Here is a 19240-nt window from a genome sequence, read left to right on the forward strand (position 1 = left end):
GACTATTCAACTTGCAGGATTGTTTCTTTTTCCATAGGCATTTTCTCTTTTTAAAGGTTTATAACTTTATATTATCTCTTGTTTTTCTATTTGTTTGCCAAGTCCAGACGGAACTTAGTTATATATTATACAAGGTTAAAATCTTGTTAATTACTTAACTCTATTGGTTGTTTTAAGAGATAAAAAACTCGTTATTAACAAAGGTGAGAAATGATTCATTCATTTCGTCCTAACAAAGATACATTATTATTTAATATCAAGAACATTCCTTTGCATTTATTTAACTTTATATTTATACATTTGCAAAAAGGAGGTTATACACCTTATTATATAAAGAATTTAAGGTTCTTCTATATTTAAAGAATGGAATTCAATCAGGCCATTCATTGGTGTTTCTTCAATGATTTCCAGTTCGATGCCAAATTCACGGGCAACTTCCCGCAAAATGGTCGCGTAGCTGTAAGCCAATGAACCCACAAAACGAATAGGATAATTTTTGTAGTCATATTGGCAGACATTACGAGTAAAGAAATTTCTCAGATTACCGGTAATCAGCTCAAATACATAGTCATCATTGGTATAATCAGCCAAAAAATAAGATATAGTAGACAAAAAGCGATTGGGGAACGGGCGGTTATACACAGATTCCATAACCTCATTCGGACTTATACGGAACTTCTCAAAGAAATCCGCCGTTACATCTTTAGGAGCCAAACCTTTCAGTACATCAGACAAGAACATTTTGCCCAATACAGCACCACTACCCTCATCCCCCAGGATGTAACCTCCTGCCCGGACATTCTTTACAACGATTTTCCCATCATAAAAACATGAGTTTGAGCCGGTTCCCAAAATACAAGCAATGCCGGCCTCGCATTTGAACAAGCCACGTGCAGCTGCCAGCAAATCACTCTCTACCTGAATTGGAGTTTTGAATTGTGCTACCAATGAAGCTCCCAATACATTTTTCTTTTCATAAGAAGTACATCCGGCACCATAATAATAGACTTGTTCCAATTTCCTTTTGAAAAAATGCTCGGGTAATCCTAACCGCACACTTCGGCTAATCTCTCTTCTCGTTTGAAAGAAAGGATTTAAGCCCTCTGTGAAGGCTCGCTGTATCAGACGATTATCTTCAACCAGCGCCCATTCTGTTCTCGTAGAACCACTTTCTGCAATTAGTTTCATAGGTAGTTAGTTTTAGAATTGAATACAAATATATAGCTTTTTTTAATCTTTCCAAGGCTATTTCAAGAAAAAATCATTTTACTGGCCATACATCTCCCTTTTGCTCATATCCTCAATCATCCAACAAAGTATTCCCACTTTTCCAACGCAACCGCGTTTTAGTCAAAACAAGACGATAACAGACTAATAATAAGATACTATCTGACTGAATTCCAAGTTCCGTCTGGACTTGGTAAATAAATAGAAAAAAGAGAGATAATATAAAAATGTGAACCTTTAAATAAAGAAAACGCCTATGAGAAATTAAAGAAGCCTTCGGAAATAGTCTGACTAATCCGAACTATATGATTCCCTTACCCTAATTTTGAAAAACTGGTTTAATTAACAAAATCATCAATCACTTATGAATGAAGATCGCAAAAAACGAGGACTTGCCAATGGTAAGTTCTTTACGGCGGTGGCAATCTGTGCTCTGTTTTTAGGCAGTGGCAACGTGATGGCTGCCCAAACAGCATCCAACGACTCACAAGGAGTACAAGAACAGATGCAATCTATCTCTGTAACTGTCACAGTTGTAGATACAAAAGGTGAACCTATTATTGGTGCCAATGTCATTGAGAAAGGTACGACCAATGGTGGCATTACGGATTTGGATGGAGTTTCCAAATTAAATGTAAAGCCCGGTGCTATTCTGCAAGTATCATTTGTGGGATATACTACTCAAGAAGTTAAGGCAACTTCGGTAATGAAGGTTGTTTTGAAAGATGATACGGAATTGTTGGATGAAGTTGTCGTAGTAGGTTATGGTGCACAGAAAAAGGTGAACCTGACCGGTGCGGTGGCTAATGTAGATGTCCAAGAGGCGATTGCAAGCCGTCCGGTAACAGATATTGCAAAAGCTTTGCAAGGTATAACTCCTGGTTTGAGTATCACGACTAATGTAGGAGGTATTGGCGTTGATTCTAATATCAAGTTGCGTGGTGCTACTGGTTCTTTGAGTGCTACGGAAGGGACAAGTCCACTGATTTTGGTGGATAATGTGGAAGTTCCCAGTTTAAGTTTGGTGAATCCGGACGATATTGCCAGCATCTCTGTCTTGAAAGATGCTGCATCTGCTTCTATTTATGGTACACGTGCTGCCTGGGGGGTAGTCTTGATTACGACAAAGACTGGTAAAAAAAATGATAAACCGCGTGTTACCTACTCTAATAACTTCTCTTGGAGTACTCCGACTGTGATGCCACAAGTCGCTAAAACCTATGAGGGAGCACAAGCTATGTTACTGGCTGCCAATAGAAGCGGCGCTTCTACTGTAAGTTCGATAGGATATAATGTCGATGAAATTGCAGTTCAGAAGATGAAGGAATGGTACAACACTTATGGTGGAATGTCACAATCGGAATTAGGCGAAATGCAATTAGGTAGAGATTTTGAAGAACGTGGTGGCAAGTATTATTTTTATCGTCAGTTTGATCCGTTAGATATGTTTATGAAAGATTGGACTCCCCAACAGAAGCATAATCTTTCTGTCAGCGGCGGTAGTGATAAGACAACCTATAATATTAGTTTAGGCTATTTGAATCAACAAGGTATTTTAAAGGTTAATACAGATGAGTATGACCGTTATAATTTCAATGCCAATGTCAATACACAGATTCGTGACTGGTGGTCTGTGAGAGCAAATGTTATGTTCTCTCGTTCCACAAAATCAGAACCATATCAATACACAAGTGGTTATACAGACGTTTGGTACTATTTGTTGCGTTGGCCTTCTTTCTATCCTTATGCTGATTACCAGGGGATTCCTTTCCGTTCAGCTATGACTGAGATAGCACAGGCTAATCGTGAAAGTTTAACTAATAACTTTACTCGTGTTAATTTAGGAACTACTATTAATCCGATTAAGGATTTGGCCATTAATTTTGACTACACTTTCGCTCTACTTAATGATTATCAGAAGCGTAACGGTGGTGAAGTTGGTGGTTGGGATATGTTCAACAGTAGTAATCCTTTGACTTATAATTCAAGTTTTTATGGTGCTACCCATAATCGTGTAGTTGAACGTAGTCGATATACAATGTCCAATACTTTCAAAGCTTATGCCACTTATGAAAAATCTTTTGTACAAAAGCACAACTTGAAAGTGATGGTCGGTATGGATGCTGAAACCCGTGAAAAACTGGGTCATAGTTCAGACCGACGGACATTAGTGAACTTTGATAAACCGGAAATTAATCTGGCCATTGGTGATCAGTATGTAGATGGTACTACCTATCATAATGATTTTGCGGCAGCCGGTTTCTTCGGACGTATTAACTACGATTATATGGGTAAATATCTTCTTGAGGTGAATGCACGCTATGATGGTTCTTCTAAATTTCCCTCGGGAGATCAATGGGCTCTGTTTCCTTCTGTTTCTGCTGGATGGCGTTTAAGTGAAGAAACTTTTATGAAATGGACAAAACCAGTTCTTTCTGATTTTAAAGTACGCGGTTCTTGGGGTACAATTGGTAATCAGGATGTAGCTGCCAACTCTTTCCTTTCTGTAATGTCTGTAAATAAGTCCTCGGGCTGGGTGATTGATGGTAAGCAAGTACCTTATATTGGTATTCCTTCCGTTGTTTCTCCGTCATTGACTTGGGAACGTGTTACTACTATTGATCTGGGTTTTGATGCCCGTTTTTTCAATAATGAACTTGGTGTCAGTTTTGACTGGTATCAGCGTACTACTTCTGATATGCATTCACCAGGTGAAACATTGCCTTCTACTTTCGGAAGCACAACAATGCCTAAGGTTAATTCCGGGGAATTACAAGGACGCGGCTTTGAGTTGTCAATAGATTATAATAAAAGATTTGCTTGTGGGCTTGGTTTAACAGCACGTGCAACTTTATCTAAGATTCGCGAAAAGATTACGAAGTATAACAACCCGAATAAGAATATTTATGGTAACTACGAAGGCAAGATTATAGGTGAAATCTGGGGATATGAGACAGATCGTCTGTTCCAATATGAAGACTGCTATCAAGATGCAGATGGAAAATGGTTTATTGATACCAATAAAGTACCTTCGCAGGCATTGTATGAAACCGGTGCATTCAAATATGGTCCGGGTGATGTAAAATATAAAGATTTGGACGGTAATGGTGAGATTACTTATGGTGAACAGACTTTGGAGGATCATGGTGACTTGAAACGCATTGGTAATACTTTACCAAACTTTGAATACGGTTTCTCTGTAGCATTGACATATAAGGATTTTGACTTCAGCACATTCTTCCAAGGTATTGGCTCAAGAGATGTATGGGCTGTTGGGCAAACTGGTATTCCGGGATTTATGCCAGGCGAAGGGTGGTTAGAGCATCAGATGGATTATTGGACTCCTGAAAATACAGATGCATTCTATCCTACACCGACTTCTCACTCTTGGATAAACAACGGACAGAATTTCCTGCGTCAAACTCGTTATTTGCAGAACATGTCATATTTGCGTTGTAAGAATATTACATTAGGTTATACTGTTCCGGAAAAATGGATGAAAGTAATAACTTTTACAAGTGGTCGTATTTATGTTAGTGCGGAAAACTTGTTCGAGTTTGATCACACTAATATTCCGGTTGACCCTGAAACGACAGAGAAAGCTGCTGCTTCTAACGGTGAGTACAAATTTGGTAAGAGTTATCCGTTTATGAGATCTATTTCATTTGGTGTTCAACTTACATTCTAATAAAATTATGAAAACAAAAATATTTGCAGTTTTAGCATTGGCTGCTGGTCTCTCTTCCTGCTCGGACTTTCTGGATCGTCCGCCTATGGATCAGATAGAGAATAGTGCAGATTTCTATAATAGTGAGAATAATATTCGCTCTACGATATATGGATGGTATGATATTTATTTTACCGGTTATCAAAGCGGTTGGGTGAAATCGGATTTTTTCGACGGAACTAATGTTGCTAATTGGGTAGATGATTTGGCGCAGAAAGAAGCGACTTTCTTTACAAATACAGCCCCTGCAACTAGTGCCGACTGGTCTTTTGCAAACGTTCGCCGTATTAACCTTGTGTGTGACGGACTTGTAAATTCCACCTTGCCTGAGAGCGTTAAGAACCATTGGATAGGCGTAGCACGCTTCTTCCGTGGTATGGAATATGCTCGTTTGGTAAGGATGTTTGGTGATGTTCCATATTATGACCATGTTGTAGATAATACGGATGAAAAAGCTCTTTATAAAGGGAGAGATTCCAGAGATTTTGTAATGGATAAAGTGTTGGAAGACTTGGAATTTGCTGCAGACAATGTAAAAGAGGCTGATGGAACAGATGGGCTTTGTGTAAATCGGCATGTGGTGAATGCTTTTGAGTCTCGTATTATGTTATTTGAGGGAACCTGGCAGAAGTATCGTGAGGGAAATACAGAATTGGCAAAGAAGTATTTAGAGGCTGCAAAGACTGCCGCGAATAGAGTAATGTCTGCGCAAAAATATAAAATTTCTAGTGATTACAAAGCATTGACTATTTCACTGGACTTGGCTGGTAATCCTGAAATGATATTATATCGTTCTTATGTGGAAGGTATTCTTACTCATGCTGAAATGTCATGGCAATCAGAACAAACATTGGGCAATGGACCTTCTAAGGATTTGGTTGATAGCTATTTGACAACTAATGGGTTGCCTATTCATCAAGACGGAAATACAGTATTTAAAGGTGATAAGGTTTTCAAGGATGAAATGACTGACCGCGACCCACGTTTGGCAGCCAATATTGATCTTGAAGGTGTACGTTTAAATGGTATTGCAGGTGCGGTATATGGTATTGGAGGTTATTTTGGTACTCGTTTTGTTAACGAAGATTTATTCAATACTGCTGCAGGACAGAGTAATACTAATACAACCGACGCACCTATTATGAAACTGAATGAGGTGCTATTGAATTATTTGGAGGCTGCTGCTGAATTAAATGATATGGGAGCTTATACCTTGTCACAAAAAGATTTGGATATTACAATTAATGAAATTCGTAAGAGGGCTTCTGTAAACATGCCTGCTGTTACATTAAGTGGTAAGAACTTTAGTGTGAATGGGGTGATTATCAATGACCCAGATCGTGATTTAGGAAACTCCGAAGTGGTTGGTGACTATGAAGTTTCGCCTATCCTTTGGGAAGTACGTCGTGAAAGACGCATCGAATTGGTGTATGAAGGCATTCGCTTCGATGATATTCGCCGTTGGGGAAAATTGCATTATGCGGATATGAAGATTAACAAAAAGTTAAACTTGGGGGCATGGTTGGATAAGGAAGCTTATTTGAAAGAATATAACCAAGCTAACGGAACGTCATATACCATTGATGATTTGAAAGACATTCTTTTGGATCGTGAAGGTAATTCAGGTTATATCAAACCTATCCAGGTTTCTTCATTATTGCGTACTTATGGAGAAAAAGATTATCTTTATCCTATCCCGACAGGACAGATATCCTTGTATAACAGTAAGAGTGAACAACTGGGAGATTCTTCTATTAAGTTAGAGCAGAACCCAGGCTGGTAATAAGATGCATCACAATGGGAGCTGATTAATTGCTACCCATTGTGATGCATGTTTATTTAGTTGAATCTATAATGGCGGTATACTTGCCTTAATATTTGAAAGATTACAAATAGTTGAGTTGTTATAAACTTAAATTAATATTTATGAGAACATTAACGAAGCTTTTGTGGATTTTATTGCTAGGAGTTGTTTTTTCTTGTCAGGACAATGTGATTGACGCAATTGATGCGACGATAGATGAAAAAAACTTTGATACGAAAATGTATGAGACTTCTGTATCTGTGGAAGATGCAAGAAATGTTGCTGAACTTTTTACTGTAAAGGATGCTCCTCGGACTCGCGTTAGTAAATCTGTCAAGGAAATAATTACTATTGAGGGAGAAGTTAATAAGCCAAGTATGTATATTATCAATTATGATAATGAACAAGGCTTTTTACTTGTTAGTGCTACCAAAAACTTCCAACCTATATTGGCTTATGCTGAGAGAGGTAGTTTTAATGCTAATAATAGAATGCCGGATGGACTTTCTGATTGGCTGGGAGATATGAAGAATGTTATTGAGGAACGAGATAAAATGCCGATTGATAGTACTTTTCAATATAGAGCAATGTGGGAAGAATATATACCTGCTATGAAAGATAAGGTATATACGCGTTCTAATATAGCTGAGTTTGAAAATTACATAGCAGATTGTTGCCGTGAATGGAAAAAGGAAGGCTATGGATATATTCCGTTTGCTGGTGCTAGGGATTATTTGCCGGAAAGTATATACGAGCAATTTCGTGCTGTTGCGGAAGGAATGACTTATATTGAATATGATTATAATCAACATGCTTACTTGCGCTGGAAACAAAAAGGTTATGAAGAAAAAATGGGAAATATATTATCAACAACTTGGACACAAGAATCTGGTTTTAATGTTGCATTACCTCAAATAAGTGGTCAATATCCACCTGCTGGTTGTGCAACAATAGCAATGGCTCAAGTAATGAAATATAATGAGTATCCAACTTTTTTTAATTGGAATTCAATGCCAAATAGTTATGCCTCTTCTGTCACTGCTGCATTTATCAGAGATGTTGCAGATGCAATTAACGCAGATTATGCATTAGATGGGACTAGTGCGTCATTATCGGATGTGCGAAATGCATTAGTGTCCAAATATGGCTATTCGACGACAGCTCAAGTTGTAAATCATTCGGCAGCAAGAACTATCGGCAACTTGAGAAAAAAGCAGCCGGTAATTATGCAAGGCTTTACAGATGATGGTAAGGTGGGGCATGCGTGGGTTGCATGTGGATATCATGACATTGATCATTATACAGAATATGAACTATTAACAATGCCAGAGGAGTTCCATCCTGGAGGGACATTCGTTTTTCTTATTTCAGATTCTTATACAACTGATTTTGATATCCGTACTTATTTTTATATGAACTGGGGATGGGGAGGTAGTTATAATGGAATGTATCTTGATACTAATTTGTATTTGGAACGTTCTGATGGTAGCTTCTCTTGGAATCGTAATCGTAAAGATATAGTTGATATTGTTCCTAAGTGAGGTGTTATTGTCTTTTTGATTTTGTCATGAAATATATGAATAACAAATAGTATTTTGACTTAAAATGTTTTTTTTGAATTACTTATAGCAAAATTTGTTCATATGAATTAGCGAACTTACCCTTATAAAAGGTGATAAAAATGCAAGTTCTAAAAAGGGTGAGAGACTGACTTCAAAATGAAGTCAGTCTCTCACCCTTTTTAGAATGCTTTTTCCTTAATCAGGTATTCTGCAATCTGCACCGCATTCAGTGCAGCGCCTTTCTTAATCTGGTCGCCCACAATCCAGAACGTCAATCCGTTTTCGTTGCTGAGGTCCTTGCGGATACGGCCTACGTAAACCGGGTCTTTGCCGGCGAGGAACAACGGCATGGGGTATTCCTTTTCTGCCGGATTGTCCATCAGAACCAAGCCTTCGCCGTTGGCAAATGCTTCGCGGGCTTCTTCTATGGAGACGGGGCGCTCGGTCTCTACCCAGATACTTTCGGAGTGGGAGCGGAGAGCGGGAACACGTACGCAAGTAGCACTGACCTTTACGTCAGAGTGCATAATCTTACGGGTCTCGTTGAACATCTTCATCTCCTCTTTGGTATAGCCGTTTTCGGTGAATACGTCGATTTGCGGAATGAGGTTGAATGCCAGCTGGTAAGCGAATTTTTCAACGGTTACGGGTTCGCCTGCCAATACCTGGCGGTACTGCTCGTATAACTCATCCATGGCAGCGGCGCCGGCACCACTGGCAGCCTGATAGGTAGAAACGTGTACGGTCTTTATATGGGAAAGCTGTTCGATGGCTTTCAGTGCCACTACCATTTGGATAGTAGTACAGTTGGGGTTGGCGATGATACCGAGAGGACGTTCTTTGGCGTCGGCGGCATTCACTTCGGGCACTACCAAAGGTACATTGTCGTCCATACGAAAAGCGCTGGAATTGTCAATCATCACTGCTCCGTACTTGGTAATGGTTTCGGCAAATTCTTTGGAGGTGCCTGCGCCTGCGGAAGTGAAAGCGATATCAACCCCTTTAAAGTCATCATTGTGTTGCAAGAGTTTCACCTCGATCTGTTTACCGCGGAAGGTATATTTGGTTCCGGCACTGCGTTTAGAACCGAACAATACTAACTCGTCCAACGGGAAATTTCTTTCATCGAGCACTCGCAGGAACTCTTGTCCCACGGCTCCGCTTGCTCCAACAATAGCTACTTTCATTTTTCTTTTGTTTTAAATTAAGTTTATAAAAAAGTGAAATACTATCTCTAAAAAGATAGAATTGGTCGCAAATTTATAACAAAATGCTGTATAACACCGCATAAAGTGAAAAGTTTTTCGTTATTTTGCATTCAAAACCTAAAACTTATAGCCTATGGATTGGTTTGACTTCAGCTTGAAACTTCCCATCACCGACCCTACATGGATATTCCTCCTTGTACTCCTCATTATATTGTTTGCTCCTATATTGTTGAATAAGCTTCGTATTCCGCACATTATCGGAATGATACTGGCGGGGCTTGTCATTGGGGAGCATGGTTTCAATATTTTGGTGCGTGACAGCAGTTTTGAGCTTTTCGGCAAAGTAGGCTTGTATTACATCATGTTCCTTGCCGGTCTGGAAATGAATATGGGAGACTTCAAACAGAACCGGGGCAAAGCGCTTGTTCTGGGGCTCTTGGCTTTTATTGTGCCCATAGGCATAGGCTTGGTAACGAATATAGCTTTGTTGAAGTACGGGGTGCTGACCTCTGTCCTACTGGCAAGTATGTATGCGTCACATACGCTGGTGGCCTATCCCATCGTGATTCGTTACGGTGTGTCGCGGCATCGCAGTGTGAGTATTGCAGTGGGGGGGACGGCGGTTACGGATACACTCACTTTGCTGGTTCTGGCCGTTGTGGGTGGTATGTTCAAGGGGGAGTCGGACGGCTTCTTTTGGGTATGGCTTGTCATAAAGGTTATCTTCCTGGGTATTTTGATTGTATATCTGTTTCCACGCATAGGTCGTTGGTTCTTCCGGAGGTACGATGACAACGTGATGCAGTTCATATTCGTGCTTGCCATGGTTTTCCTCGGAGCCGGATTGATGGAGTTTGTGGGGATGGAAGGTATCCTGGGTGCTTTCCTTGCAGGTTTGGTTTTGAACCGGCTGATTCCGCATGTCTCTCCGCTGATGAACCATCTGGAGTTTGTGGGCAACGCCTTGTTTATTCCCTATTTCCTGATAGGTGTGGGTATGCTGATTGATGTGCATGTGATTTTCGGTCATGGCGATGCCCTGAAAGTAGCGGCTGTAATGATTGTGGTGGCATTGGCAGGTAAATGGATTGCCTGCTGGCTGACGCAGAAAATATATAAGATGGGAGGGATTGAACGGGAGCTGATGTACGGATTGAGCAATGCACAAGCAGCGGCAACGCTGGCGGCTGTGTTGGTGGGGTACAACATCATTCTGCCCAATGGGGAACGCTTGCTGAACGATGATGTTTTGAATGGTACCGTCCTGCTGATTCTTGTAACTTGCATTGTGAGCTCGTTCATTACGGAGCGTGCCGCACGGAAGATTGCCATGGAGGAGGCGCATCTGGAAGAAAACCGCTCCGTGGAAGCGGAGAAGATATTGATTCCGATAGCCAACCCCGATACGATTGAAGACTTGATAAATCTTTCTTTGGTGATACGCGACCCGAAGCAACGGGATAATCTGTTGGCACTGAATGTCATCAACGACGATAGCAGTTCTGAAAGTGCCGAATTGCGTGGGAAACGCTATCTAGAAAAGGCTGCCATGATAACGGCCTCGGCAGATGTGCCGTTGAGGCAAATCACGCGTTACGACTTGAATATCGCTTCGGGCATTATCCATACAGCAAAAGAATATGCGGTAACGGATGTCATTATAGGTCTGCACCGTAAAGTCAATATTGTGGATTCATTCTTCGGTATGCTGACGGAGAATCTGCTGAAGGGCTTGCATCGCGAGGTGATGGTTTCCAAGTTCCTGATGCCCATTAACACAATTAGGCGGGTGATTGTGGCGGTACCTCCGAAAGCCGAGTATGAGGCGGGATTCCTGAAGTGGGTGGAACATTTCTGCCGGTTGGGGAGTACTTTGGGCTGTCGGGTGCATTTTTATGCCAATGAAGAGACTACCGCCCATCTTCAAGGGCTGGTGAAAGCCAAATATGGACAGACATTGACAGACTTTTCCCGCCTGGACGATTGGGGGGATTTACTGATATTGACCGGACAAGTGAACTTTGACCATCTGTTAGTGATTATCAGCGCTCGTCGGGGCTCCATCTCCTATGACAGCTCCTTCGAGAAGTTGCCGGCACAAATCAGTAAATATTTTGCAAACAATAGTCTGATTGTGTTGTATCCAGACCAACTGGGTGAACCGCAGGATGCGGTATCCTTCTCAAATCCGCGTGGCAACAATGAGTCGCAGCATTACGAGAAGGTAGGCAAATGGTTCTATAAGTGGTTTAAGAAAAGCTAAAATGGAAGATTGGAAACAGCGAACACAACTCCTGCTGGGAGATGAAAAGATGGAACGGCTATGCAAGGCGCATGTACTTGTCGTAGGACTGGGTGGTGTAGGTGCTTATGCGGCCGAGATGCTATGCCGTGCCGGAGTGGGGCGGATGACGATTGTCGATGCCGATACCGTGCAGCCAACGAACATAAACCGTCAGTTGCCGGCTCTGCATTCTACCCTGGGGCAGAAGAAGGCGGAGATATTGGCATCACGTTTTAGGGACATTAATCCGGCTCTGGAATTGAGAGTGTTGCCCGTATTCCTGAAAGATGAGAACATACCGGAACTGCTGGATGCTGCGGCTTATGACTTTGTGGTGGATGCCATTGATACGCTTGCTCCAAAATGTCACTTGATAGTGGAAACCATGAGGCGGCATATCAAGATTGTGTCCAGCATGGGGGCGGGAGCAAAGAGTGACATTTCGCAAGTGCGCTTTGCCGATATATGGGATACCTATCATTGTGGATTGAGCAAGGCTGTGCGTAAGCGTCTGCAAAAAATGGGCATAAAGCGGAAACTTCCAGTTGTTTTCAGCACTGAACAGGCTGACCCGAATGCCGTTTTGCTGACGGACGACGAGATGAACAAGAAGTCCACCTGTGGAACAGTGAGCTACATGCCTGCAGTTTTTGGCTGCTATTTGGCCGAATATGTAATTAAAAGACTATAGTAATAGCACTTGAAAGAAAACTATCAAATAGTAAATAGTAAATTGTCAAATTGTAAATAGCCTAGTGATCCATTTAGAGAATATAACCAAGAGTTTCGGTAACCTGCAAGTGTTACGGGGTATTGACCTGGAGATAGAGAAAGGGGAGATTGTCAGCATTGTAGGCCCTAGTGGAGCGGGTAAAACTACCTTGCTGCAAATCATGGGTACGTTGGACATGCCGGATGACGGTTCGGTGGTTATTGACGGTACACAAGTCAACCGTATGAGGGAGAGGGAACTTTCCGCATTCCGCAACCGGCATATCGGCTTTGTGTTCCAGTTCCACCAACTTCTGCCGGAGTTTACGGCTTTGGAGAATGTAATGATACCGGCCTTTATTGCCGGAAAAGGACAGCAGGAAGCCAAGGAAGCAGCTACGGAAATTCTTGAATTCATGAGGCTTGCCGAACGTGCCTCCCACAAACCGAATGAGTTGTCGGGAGGTGAGAAGCAGCGTGTGGCGGTGGCCCGTGCTCTCATTAATCATCCGGCAGTGGTGCTGGCAGATGAACCTTCCGGCAGTTTGGATACCCATAATAAGGAAGAACTGCACCAGCTCTTTTTTGATTTACGTAACCGTTTCGGACAAACGTTTGTTATCGTAACCCATGATGAAGGACTGGCGCAGCTCACCGACCGGACGATACATCTGATAGACGGGGAAATCAATAAAATGGTCTGAGCCTGTCAGTGCGGTTTTTCCAAGTTCGATATGGTGGTTTGCCTCGTTGAGAGAGTGGCATGTTATTCAAAGCAGATGTAGTGGCTGATTCTCTCTAAGTCGGTATCGGAGAATTCCTCGTAAAGTGCAAAAGGTTTCAGGCTATGAAGGTCGCCTTTCTTCTTTCGGTATTCTACAAAGGCCTTTGCCTGGTAGAAGTTGATGTAAGGATGGTTGCGCAGCCTCTCTATGCTACTATGGTTCAGGTTGATGAGGCGGATGGCTCGGGTGTCGATGGAAAACCAAGACTGCAATTGGCTGGTGTCCAAATGGATTTCTTGTAGTTGCGTGATGTCGTAGAACCCTCCCAAGCGTTGCCGGTAACCGATGATTAGACGGGCAATGCCGCTACCGATGCCTGGTATTTTCTTCAGCTCTGTGGTGTCGGTGCGGTTTAGGTCGACAAGGATTCCAGCCGGATATTTTTCCGGTGCAATTCGGGAAGTAGCAGCGCTATTATTACTCGAAGGAGAGTTGTACAACTGGACGGTTCTTGTCTCTGTGTCTTCCGGAGTGATGTGGATATAGGGCAGGAGTGTCTGATATTGTTTTTCTGTCATTCCATATATTTTCCGGAAATTTTCTGCCTTATGGAACTTCCCTCCTTTACTACGGTAGCGGAGTATGTTCCGCGCCATCCATCCGGGCAGTCCCAGTCGGCAAAAAGTAACGGCGTCGGCAGTATTGGGATTGAAACGGACCAGGGAGACGGTTGTCGGTTGTTTTGGAGAGGAAGAATTAAGTCTGTTGTCCCATTTTTGTTCCTTTTCTTGTATGGATGCGATGAACGATTCGTATTCTGCCATGGCAGTGGCCTGCCGCCGGATTGCTTCATCGGAGAGAGGGCGGTGTTCTCTTTGGTATATATAAATATACCCGGAGAGAAAGACGAGAATGATGCCGGTAATCAAAACCAGTATTCCGCGCCTTTCTCCCTGGGAGAAATAAAGGAATTCTTTGAAGGGGTTCTGCATGATGGCCTATTTCAGAAAACCCAGTTCATTGATAAAAATCAGTGCAATTCCTATAGGAGCAATGTATTTCAGGATGAATATCAATAGCTTGTAGACGGATACTTTCAGAGTGCCGTTGTTGCTGACTTCTTCCCATACGATTTTCTTGTCCAGATACCAGCCTATGAAGATGGAAATGAACAAACCGCCTAACGGTAACATTAGCTTGGCCGTTACAAAATCGAACAAATCGAATAGGTTTAACCCGAATACGGTATAGCTCTTGCCGATACCGAGAGACAGTGAGCAGAATACTCCTAAGAAAATACAACCTGTTGTCACATATCTGGCTGCTTTGCTGCGTGAGAACTTGAACTCTTCATGCAGATAGGCGGTTACCACTTCGTGCAGGGAAATGGTGGAAGTAAGTGCTGCCAATGCCAGTAGGATATAGAACATCAGAGACAGCAGTATCGCCAGCCAGGGAATATTGCCGAACGCTTGCTGAAAGACATTCGGTAGGGTGATGAATAGCAGGCTGGGACCCGCATCCGGTTTGATACCCACAGAGAAGGCGGCAGGGAAAATGATGAATCCTGCCAAAATAGCTACCATAGTGTCGATGGCGGCCACGTTGAGTGCCGTTTTGGGCAGGTTCGTATCATTGCGGAAATAGGAGGCATATGTACAGAGACATCCCATCCCCAAGCTCAAGGAGAAGAATGCCTGGCCCATAGCTCCAAGGAACACATTGCCGTCCACTTTGCTGAAGTCCGGTTTCAGCAGGAATTCAATACCTGCTCCTGCTCCGGGCAGAGATATAGAGCAGATGGCAAGGATTATCAATAGGACAAACAGCATCGGCATCATGATTTTGGCTGATTTTTCAATACCTTTTTCCACTCCTTTGACAATAATGAGATGGGTGGCCAGCAGGAACAGCACCAGCCAGATGACCGGACGCCAGGGGTTGCTGACAAAGCTGTTGAAGGATGCGATGAAATCGGCTGCCGATTTCCCGGCAAAACTATTTGTGGCTGCTTCCCCGATAAACTCAAGTGTCCATCCTGCCACAACGGAGTAATATCCCAGAATAAGGAATCCTGCCAGTACGCCCATACGTCCTACCCAGCGCCAATGCGTGCCGGGTGCTAATTTTTGATAAGCCCTTGCCGTATTGGCACGCGAGCGCCTGCCGATGAGGAATTCTGCAATCATGATGGGGATGCCGAGAATGAGCACGCAAACCAGGTATACAAGGATAAATGCTGCACCTCCGTGATTCCCGGTCTCAAACGGGAAACGCCAGATGTTACCTAAACCGACTGCGGAGCCTGCCGAGGCAAGTATGACACCTAATTTGCTTCCGAAGTTGGCTCTGTCACTTTTTGTCATAAAACGTAGATTTTTCTTTCAATTCGTTATTAATACCACCTAAAACATGCAAATATAGAAAATGTTCTGTACTTTTGCGCACAGTTCGTTGATTATTTGGTATATGCTATATTATATTAAGAAATATCCGGTGTCGCTTTTTATTATTCTGACGGTGATTTATCTTTCATTCTTTAAACCGCCTTCTACAGAAATAAGCAAGATTCCCAATATAGACAAGGTGGTGCATATCTGTATGTATTTCGGCATGTCGGGAATGCTGTGGCTGGAGTTTCTTCGCGCTCACCGGAGAGACAACGCCCCTTTATGGCATGCATGGGCAGGGGCGTTTGTCTGTCCCGTTTTGTTCAGCGGAATGGTGGAGTTGCTGCAAGAATACTGCACGACATACCGCGGCGGAGACTGGCTGGATTTTGCGGCCAATACCACGGGAGCGGTGCTTGCATCAATGGTCGGCTATTTCATTTTAAGGCCAAGGATGAAATAGGATTATAAGTATTCAACTACGGAACTTAGCTTGATGCCGTTCGACCCTTTTATCAGAATTGTTTTCCCACAAGGTTTCTCTCTTTGCAGCTCTGCGATGAGTGCGGTTACATCGGGATAACTCTGATAAGAGTGGCGTGTGGCGGCAAACAATTTCCCAACAAGAGCTACGTCCTTGAATCCGCATTCTTCCAGATAGTCTGCAATCTTCTGGTGCTCGTCGGCACTGTCTTTACCCAATTCCCGCATATCTCCCAATATCAGCATTTTGTTTTTGGCCTGCATGTTCCGGAAGTTACTGATGGAAGCCATCATGCTTGTGGGATTGGCATTATAGGCATCGATAATCAGTGTGTTGTCCGCTGTTTTTTTCAGTTGTGAACGGTTGTTTTGTGGGGTATATCCGGCCAGTGCTTTATCTATTTGCTCCGGTTCCACACCAAAAAAATGTCCGATGGTGACAGCTGCCAGAGCATTGGGGAAGTTATATTCACCGATAAGTTGGGTTTGTACTTCGTGATATTTGCTTTCGTTTCCCGTTTTCCACTCGAAGGTGAGGTAAGGAGAATTGCCGGTGACGTGTCCGTTGATGTACAGCTCGTCCTCGCTGCCGTAGGCAATCTGGTGGAGTCCGTAGGCTATCTTTTTCAAGTAGGGGTTGTCGTTATGGATGAAGATGGTAGCTTCTTTCCGCGTCCGCAGATAGTCGTACATCTCTCCTTTGGTCTTGATGACTCCTTCAAAAGAGCCGAATCCCTCCAGATGGGCTTTTCCTACGTTGGTAATGATTCCGTAGTCAGGTTCGGCTATCTCTACCAGCTCCTTGATGTCTCCCGGGTGGCTGGCGCCCATTTCCACTACGGCAAGTTCGTGTTCAGGGCGCAGGCGGAGTAAGGTGAGAGGAACACCGATGTGATTGTTCAAATTTCCCAAGGTATAGAGCACGTTGTGAGTTTGCGAAAGTACGGTGGACATCAGTTCCTTGGTAGTGGTCTTTCCGTTTGTACCCGTAATGCCGATGATGGGTGTACGCATCTGCCGACGGTGGTAATTGGCAAGTTGTTGCAAGGTTTTCAAGCTGTTTTCCACCACGATGTATCGTGTATCGCCTGCGGGGGCATAGGCTTCTTCATCTACTATGGCATAAGCACTTCCGCTTTCCAGCGCCCGGGCGGCAAAGGCATTTCCGTTGAACGACTCGCCTTTCAGTGCAATGAATAAAGAACCTTGGGGGCAGTTACGGCTGTCAGTAGTGACACTGGTACATGTTAGGAATATCTGATGTATAGCTGTTATATTCATGACTTTATAATTAAATCAATCTGTGTGAATCTGTGTAATCTGTGGTAAACCATCGTGCAAAGATATAGTTTTAATCCTCTCCCTTCCCGGGTACAAGCAAAAAACTTATCAGTTTTATGAGTTTATGTATTTTGAAACCACTTTTTTGTTTACATTTGCAGGTACTATATAGAACAGACTGCCTATGGAAATTACAACTGCCCGATATATAAATGTCAACGGTTCGCTGCTTGACCTTTCTCAACCCCGTGTCATGGGCATACTGAACGTTACTCCAGATTCCTTTTATGCCGGTAGCCGTACACAGACAGAGGCGGAAATAGTACGCCGGGTGAAACAGATAGTTTCGGAGGGAGCGGCCATTATTGATATAGGCGCTTACTCTTCCCGTCCCAATGCCGACAATGTCTCTGCCCGGGAGGAGATGGAACGGCTGCGTATGGGGCTGAAAATACTTTTTGAGATACAGCCGGATGCTGTGGTGTCGGTAGACACTTTCAGGGCGGATGTGGCAAGAATGTGTGTGGAGGAGTATGGGGTTGCCATCATCAACGATATTGCGGCCGGTGAGATGGATGCGGATATGTTCCATACCGTTGCGGCGTTGAATGTGCCTTATATTATGATGCACATGCAAGGCACTCCGCAAAGTATGCAGCAGCATCCTCATTACGACAATCTTCTGGAAGAGGTTCTCTTGTATTTTGCACGCAAGGTGCAGCAATTGCGTGACTTAGGTGTGAAAGACATCATTCTGGACCCCGGTTTCGGCTTTGGAAAGACAATAGAGCATAATTATGAATTGCTGTCCCATCTGGAAGATTTCCGTATTTTTGAGTTGCCTTTATTGGTAGGTGTTTCACGTAAATCGATGATATACCGCTTGTTGGACATTACTCCTCAGGAGGCGCTGAATGGTACTACGGTGCTCGATACCATCTGTCTGCTGAAAGGTGCTGACATTCTCCGCGTACACGACGTGAAAGAAGCCGTGGAAACCGTACGGATTGTGCAAGCTATGCGAAATAATTCCTAGTCCCTAACCCCTAATCATTCGATATCGTGTTTTTTGAATTTGGAATAAAAGATTTTATAGATATTCTGTTAGTGGCTTTTTTGCTGTACTATACGTATAAGCTGATGAAAGCCTCCGGTTCTATAAATGTGTTTACGGGTATCCTGGTGTTTATCTTGATATGGCTGGTGGTATCGCAGGTGCTGGAGATGAAATTGCTCGGTTCTATCTTCGACAAGCTGGTCAGTGTAGGCGTGCTGGCGCTTATCATTTTGTTTCAGGACGAGATACGGCGCTTCTTGCTGACACTCGGCTCGCATCAGCATGCCAGTGCGCTGGTGCGCTTCTTCACCGGTAACAAGAAAGAGAAGCTGGAACATGACGACATCATGCCGGTGGTAATGGCATGTATCAGTATGGGGAAGCAGAAGGTTGGTGCCCTGATTGTCATTGAACATAATCTGCCTTTGGATGATGTGGTGCGTACGGGAGAGATTATCAATGCCGATATAAACCAGCGTCTGATTGAGAATATTTTCTTTAAGAACAGTCCGTTGCACGATGGAGCGATGGTTATCAGTAAGAAACGTATCAAAGCGGCGGGATGTATCCTGCCTGTTTCCCATAATCTGGACATTCCTAAGGAACTGGGGCTGAGGCATCGTGCTGCCATGGGGATTTCCCAGGTGTCTGATGCGCATGCCATCATTGTATCGGAGGAGACCGGAGGCATTTCAGTGGCTTACAAAGGACAATTCTATCTGCGTCTGAATGCAGAGGAATTGGAAAGTTTGTTAACAAAGGAAAGCTGAGGTGTGACAAA

Annotated in this window: 14 protein-coding genes; 9 read left to right on the top strand and 5 right to left on the bottom strand. The window is 43.2% G+C overall.

Annotated features, from left to right (window positions below; all coding sequences use genetic code 11):
* Positions 1 to 339: 339 nt before the first annotated feature.
* Positions 340 to 1188 carry a hypothetical protein gene (locus tag DWY57_RS04950; protein WP_005824933.1) on the bottom strand — a complete coding sequence of 283 codons (849 nt, stop codon included), beginning with the start codon at positions 1186 to 1188 and terminating at the stop codon, positions 340 to 342.
* Between the two features lie 403 nt (positions 1189 to 1591).
* On the opposite strand from DWY57_RS04950, the gene DWY57_RS04955 reads away from it, so the two are divergent.
* The 3 genes from DWY57_RS04955 to DWY57_RS04965 all read left to right on the top strand — a co-directional run bounded on the left by DWY57_RS04955 (position 1592) and on the right by DWY57_RS04965 (position 8299).
* A complete protein-coding gene (locus DWY57_RS04955; RefSeq protein WP_119961417.1) occupies positions 1592 to 4915 on the top strand; it encodes a TonB-dependent receptor in 3324 nt (1107 codons plus the stop codon).
* Positions 4916 to 4922: 7 nt separating this feature from the next.
* Positions 4923 to 6737 (top strand): RagB/SusD family nutrient uptake outer membrane protein, encoded by a 1815-nt coding sequence (locus tag DWY57_RS04960; RefSeq protein ID WP_005824929.1) that lies wholly within the window; start codon positions 4923 to 4925, stop codon positions 6735 to 6737.
* Between the two features lie 143 nt (positions 6738 to 6880).
* Positions 6881 to 8299, top strand: a complete 1419-nt coding sequence (locus DWY57_RS04965) for a C10 family peptidase (RefSeq protein WP_005824927.1) — start codon at positions 6881 to 6883, stop codon at positions 8297 to 8299.
* Between the two features lie 200 nt (positions 8300 to 8499).
* Here DWY57_RS04965 and DWY57_RS04970 read toward each other — a convergent pair whose 3' ends face one another.
* Positions 8500 to 9507 carry an aspartate-semialdehyde dehydrogenase gene (locus DWY57_RS04970; protein ID WP_005824925.1) on the bottom strand — a complete coding sequence of 336 codons (1008 nt, stop codon included), beginning with the start codon at positions 9505 to 9507 and terminating at the stop codon, positions 8500 to 8502.
* A gap of 154 nt (positions 9508 to 9661) precedes the next feature.
* On the opposite strand from DWY57_RS04970, the gene DWY57_RS04975 reads away from it, so the two are divergent.
* The 3 genes from DWY57_RS04975 (at position 9662) to DWY57_RS04985 (ending at position 13227) form a co-directional block, all read left to right on the top strand.
* On the top strand, positions 9662 to 11791 hold the full coding sequence (locus DWY57_RS04975; protein WP_044468254.1) for a cation:proton antiporter: 2130 nt from the start codon (positions 9662 to 9664) through the stop codon (positions 11789 to 11791).
* Position 11792: 1 nt separating this feature from the next.
* Positions 11793 to 12503: a tRNA threonylcarbamoyladenosine dehydratase gene (locus DWY57_RS04980; protein ID WP_117600250.1), complete on the top strand. Its 711-nt coding sequence runs from the start codon at positions 11793 to 11795 to the stop codon at positions 12501 to 12503.
* Positions 12504 to 12567: 64 nt separating this feature from the next.
* Entirely contained in the window at positions 12568 to 13227 is a 660-nt protein-coding gene (locus DWY57_RS04985; protein WP_117600251.1) for an ABC transporter ATP-binding protein, read from the top strand.
* Between the two features lie 62 nt (positions 13228 to 13289).
* Here the strand turns inward: DWY57_RS04985 and DWY57_RS04990 are convergent, their stop codons facing one another.
* Together DWY57_RS04990 and DWY57_RS04995 are read right to left on the bottom strand one after the other, a co-directional pair.
* Entirely contained in the window at positions 13290 to 14240 is a 951-nt protein-coding gene (locus DWY57_RS04990; RefSeq protein WP_119961418.1) for a helix-hairpin-helix domain-containing protein, read from the bottom strand.
* 6 nt (positions 14241 to 14246) lie between these two features.
* Positions 14247 to 15614 (bottom strand): sodium-dependent transporter, encoded by a 1368-nt coding sequence (locus DWY57_RS04995; RefSeq protein ID WP_119961419.1) that lies wholly within the window; start codon positions 15612 to 15614, stop codon positions 14247 to 14249.
* Between the two features lie 103 nt (positions 15615 to 15717).
* Here DWY57_RS04995 and DWY57_RS05000 point away from each other — a divergent pair, with 103 nt between their 5' ends.
* Positions 15718 to 16101, top strand: a complete 384-nt coding sequence (locus tag DWY57_RS05000; protein ID WP_005824913.1) for a VanZ family protein — start codon at positions 15718 to 15720, stop codon at positions 16099 to 16101.
* A gap of 2 nt (positions 16102 to 16103) precedes the next feature.
* Here the strand turns inward: DWY57_RS05000 and murF are convergent, their stop codons facing one another.
* Positions 16104 to 17402: a UDP-N-acetylmuramoyl-tripeptide--D-alanyl-D-alanine ligase gene (murF, locus tag DWY57_RS05005; protein ID WP_117600254.1), complete on the bottom strand. Its 1299-nt coding sequence runs from the start codon at positions 17400 to 17402 to the stop codon at positions 16104 to 16106.
* Positions 17403 to 17586: 184 nt separating this feature from the next.
* Here murF and folP point away from each other — a divergent pair, with 184 nt between their 5' ends.
* Positions 17587 to 18438 (top strand): dihydropteroate synthase, encoded by an 852-nt coding sequence (gene folP, locus DWY57_RS05010; RefSeq protein WP_117965599.1) that lies wholly within the window; start codon positions 17587 to 17589, stop codon positions 18436 to 18438.
* Positions 18439 to 18464: 26 nt separating this feature from the next.
* Complete coding sequence (gene cdaA / locus DWY57_RS05015) at positions 18465 to 19229, top strand: diadenylate cyclase CdaA (protein WP_005824908.1); 765 nt, start codon at positions 18465 to 18467, stop codon at positions 19227 to 19229.
* The last annotated feature ends 11 nt before the right edge of the window (positions 19230 to 19240 follow it).

Origin of the sequence: Bacteroides sp. AF25-5LB, assembly GCF_003602965.1 — a bacterium.
Taxonomy (GTDB): Bacteria; Bacteroidota; Bacteroidia; order Bacteroidales; family Bacteroidaceae; genus Bacteroides; species Bacteroides uniformis.

What these genes read in the sequence shown, in the direction of transcription:
- DWY57_RS04950 (WP_005824933.1), bottom strand. Translation starts at nt 1,188, where the DNA reads ATGAAACTAATTGCAGAAAGTGGTTCTACGAGAACAGAATGGGCGCTG.
- DWY57_RS04955 (WP_119961417.1), top strand. Translation starts at nt 1,592, where the DNA reads ATGAATGAAGATCGCAAAAAACGAGGACTTGCCAATGGTAAGTTCTTT.
- DWY57_RS04960 (WP_005824929.1), top strand. Translation starts at nt 4,923, where the DNA reads ATGAAAACAAAAATATTTGCAGTTTTAGCATTGGCTGCTGGTCTCTCT.
- DWY57_RS04965 (WP_005824927.1), top strand. Translation starts at nt 6,881, where the DNA reads ATGAGAACATTAACGAAGCTTTTGTGGATTTTATTGCTAGGAGTTGTT.
- DWY57_RS04970 (WP_005824925.1), bottom strand. Translation starts at nt 9,507, where the DNA reads ATGAAAGTAGCTATTGTTGGAGCAAGCGGAGCCGTGGGACAAGAGTTC.
- DWY57_RS04975 (WP_044468254.1), top strand. Translation starts at nt 9,662, where the DNA reads ATGGATTGGTTTGACTTCAGCTTGAAACTTCCCATCACCGACCCTACA.
- DWY57_RS04980 (WP_117600250.1), top strand. Translation starts at nt 11,793, where the DNA reads ATGGAAGATTGGAAACAGCGAACACAACTCCTGCTGGGAGATGAAAAG.
- DWY57_RS04990 (WP_119961418.1), bottom strand. Translation starts at nt 14,240, where the DNA reads ATGCAGAACCCCTTCAAAGAATTCCTTTATTTCTCCCAGGGAGAAAGG.
- DWY57_RS04995 (WP_119961419.1), bottom strand. Translation starts at nt 15,614, where the DNA reads ATGACAAAAAGTGACAGAGCCAACTTCGGAAGCAAATTAGGTGTCATA.
- DWY57_RS05000 (WP_005824913.1), top strand. Translation starts at nt 15,718, where the DNA reads ATGCTATATTATATTAAGAAATATCCGGTGTCGCTTTTTATTATTCTG.
- murF (WP_117600254.1), bottom strand. Translation starts at nt 17,402, where the DNA reads ATGAATATAACAGCTATACATCAGATATTCCTAACATGTACCAGTGTC.
- folP (WP_117965599.1), top strand. Translation starts at nt 17,587, where the DNA reads ATGGAAATTACAACTGCCCGATATATAAATGTCAACGGTTCGCTGCTT.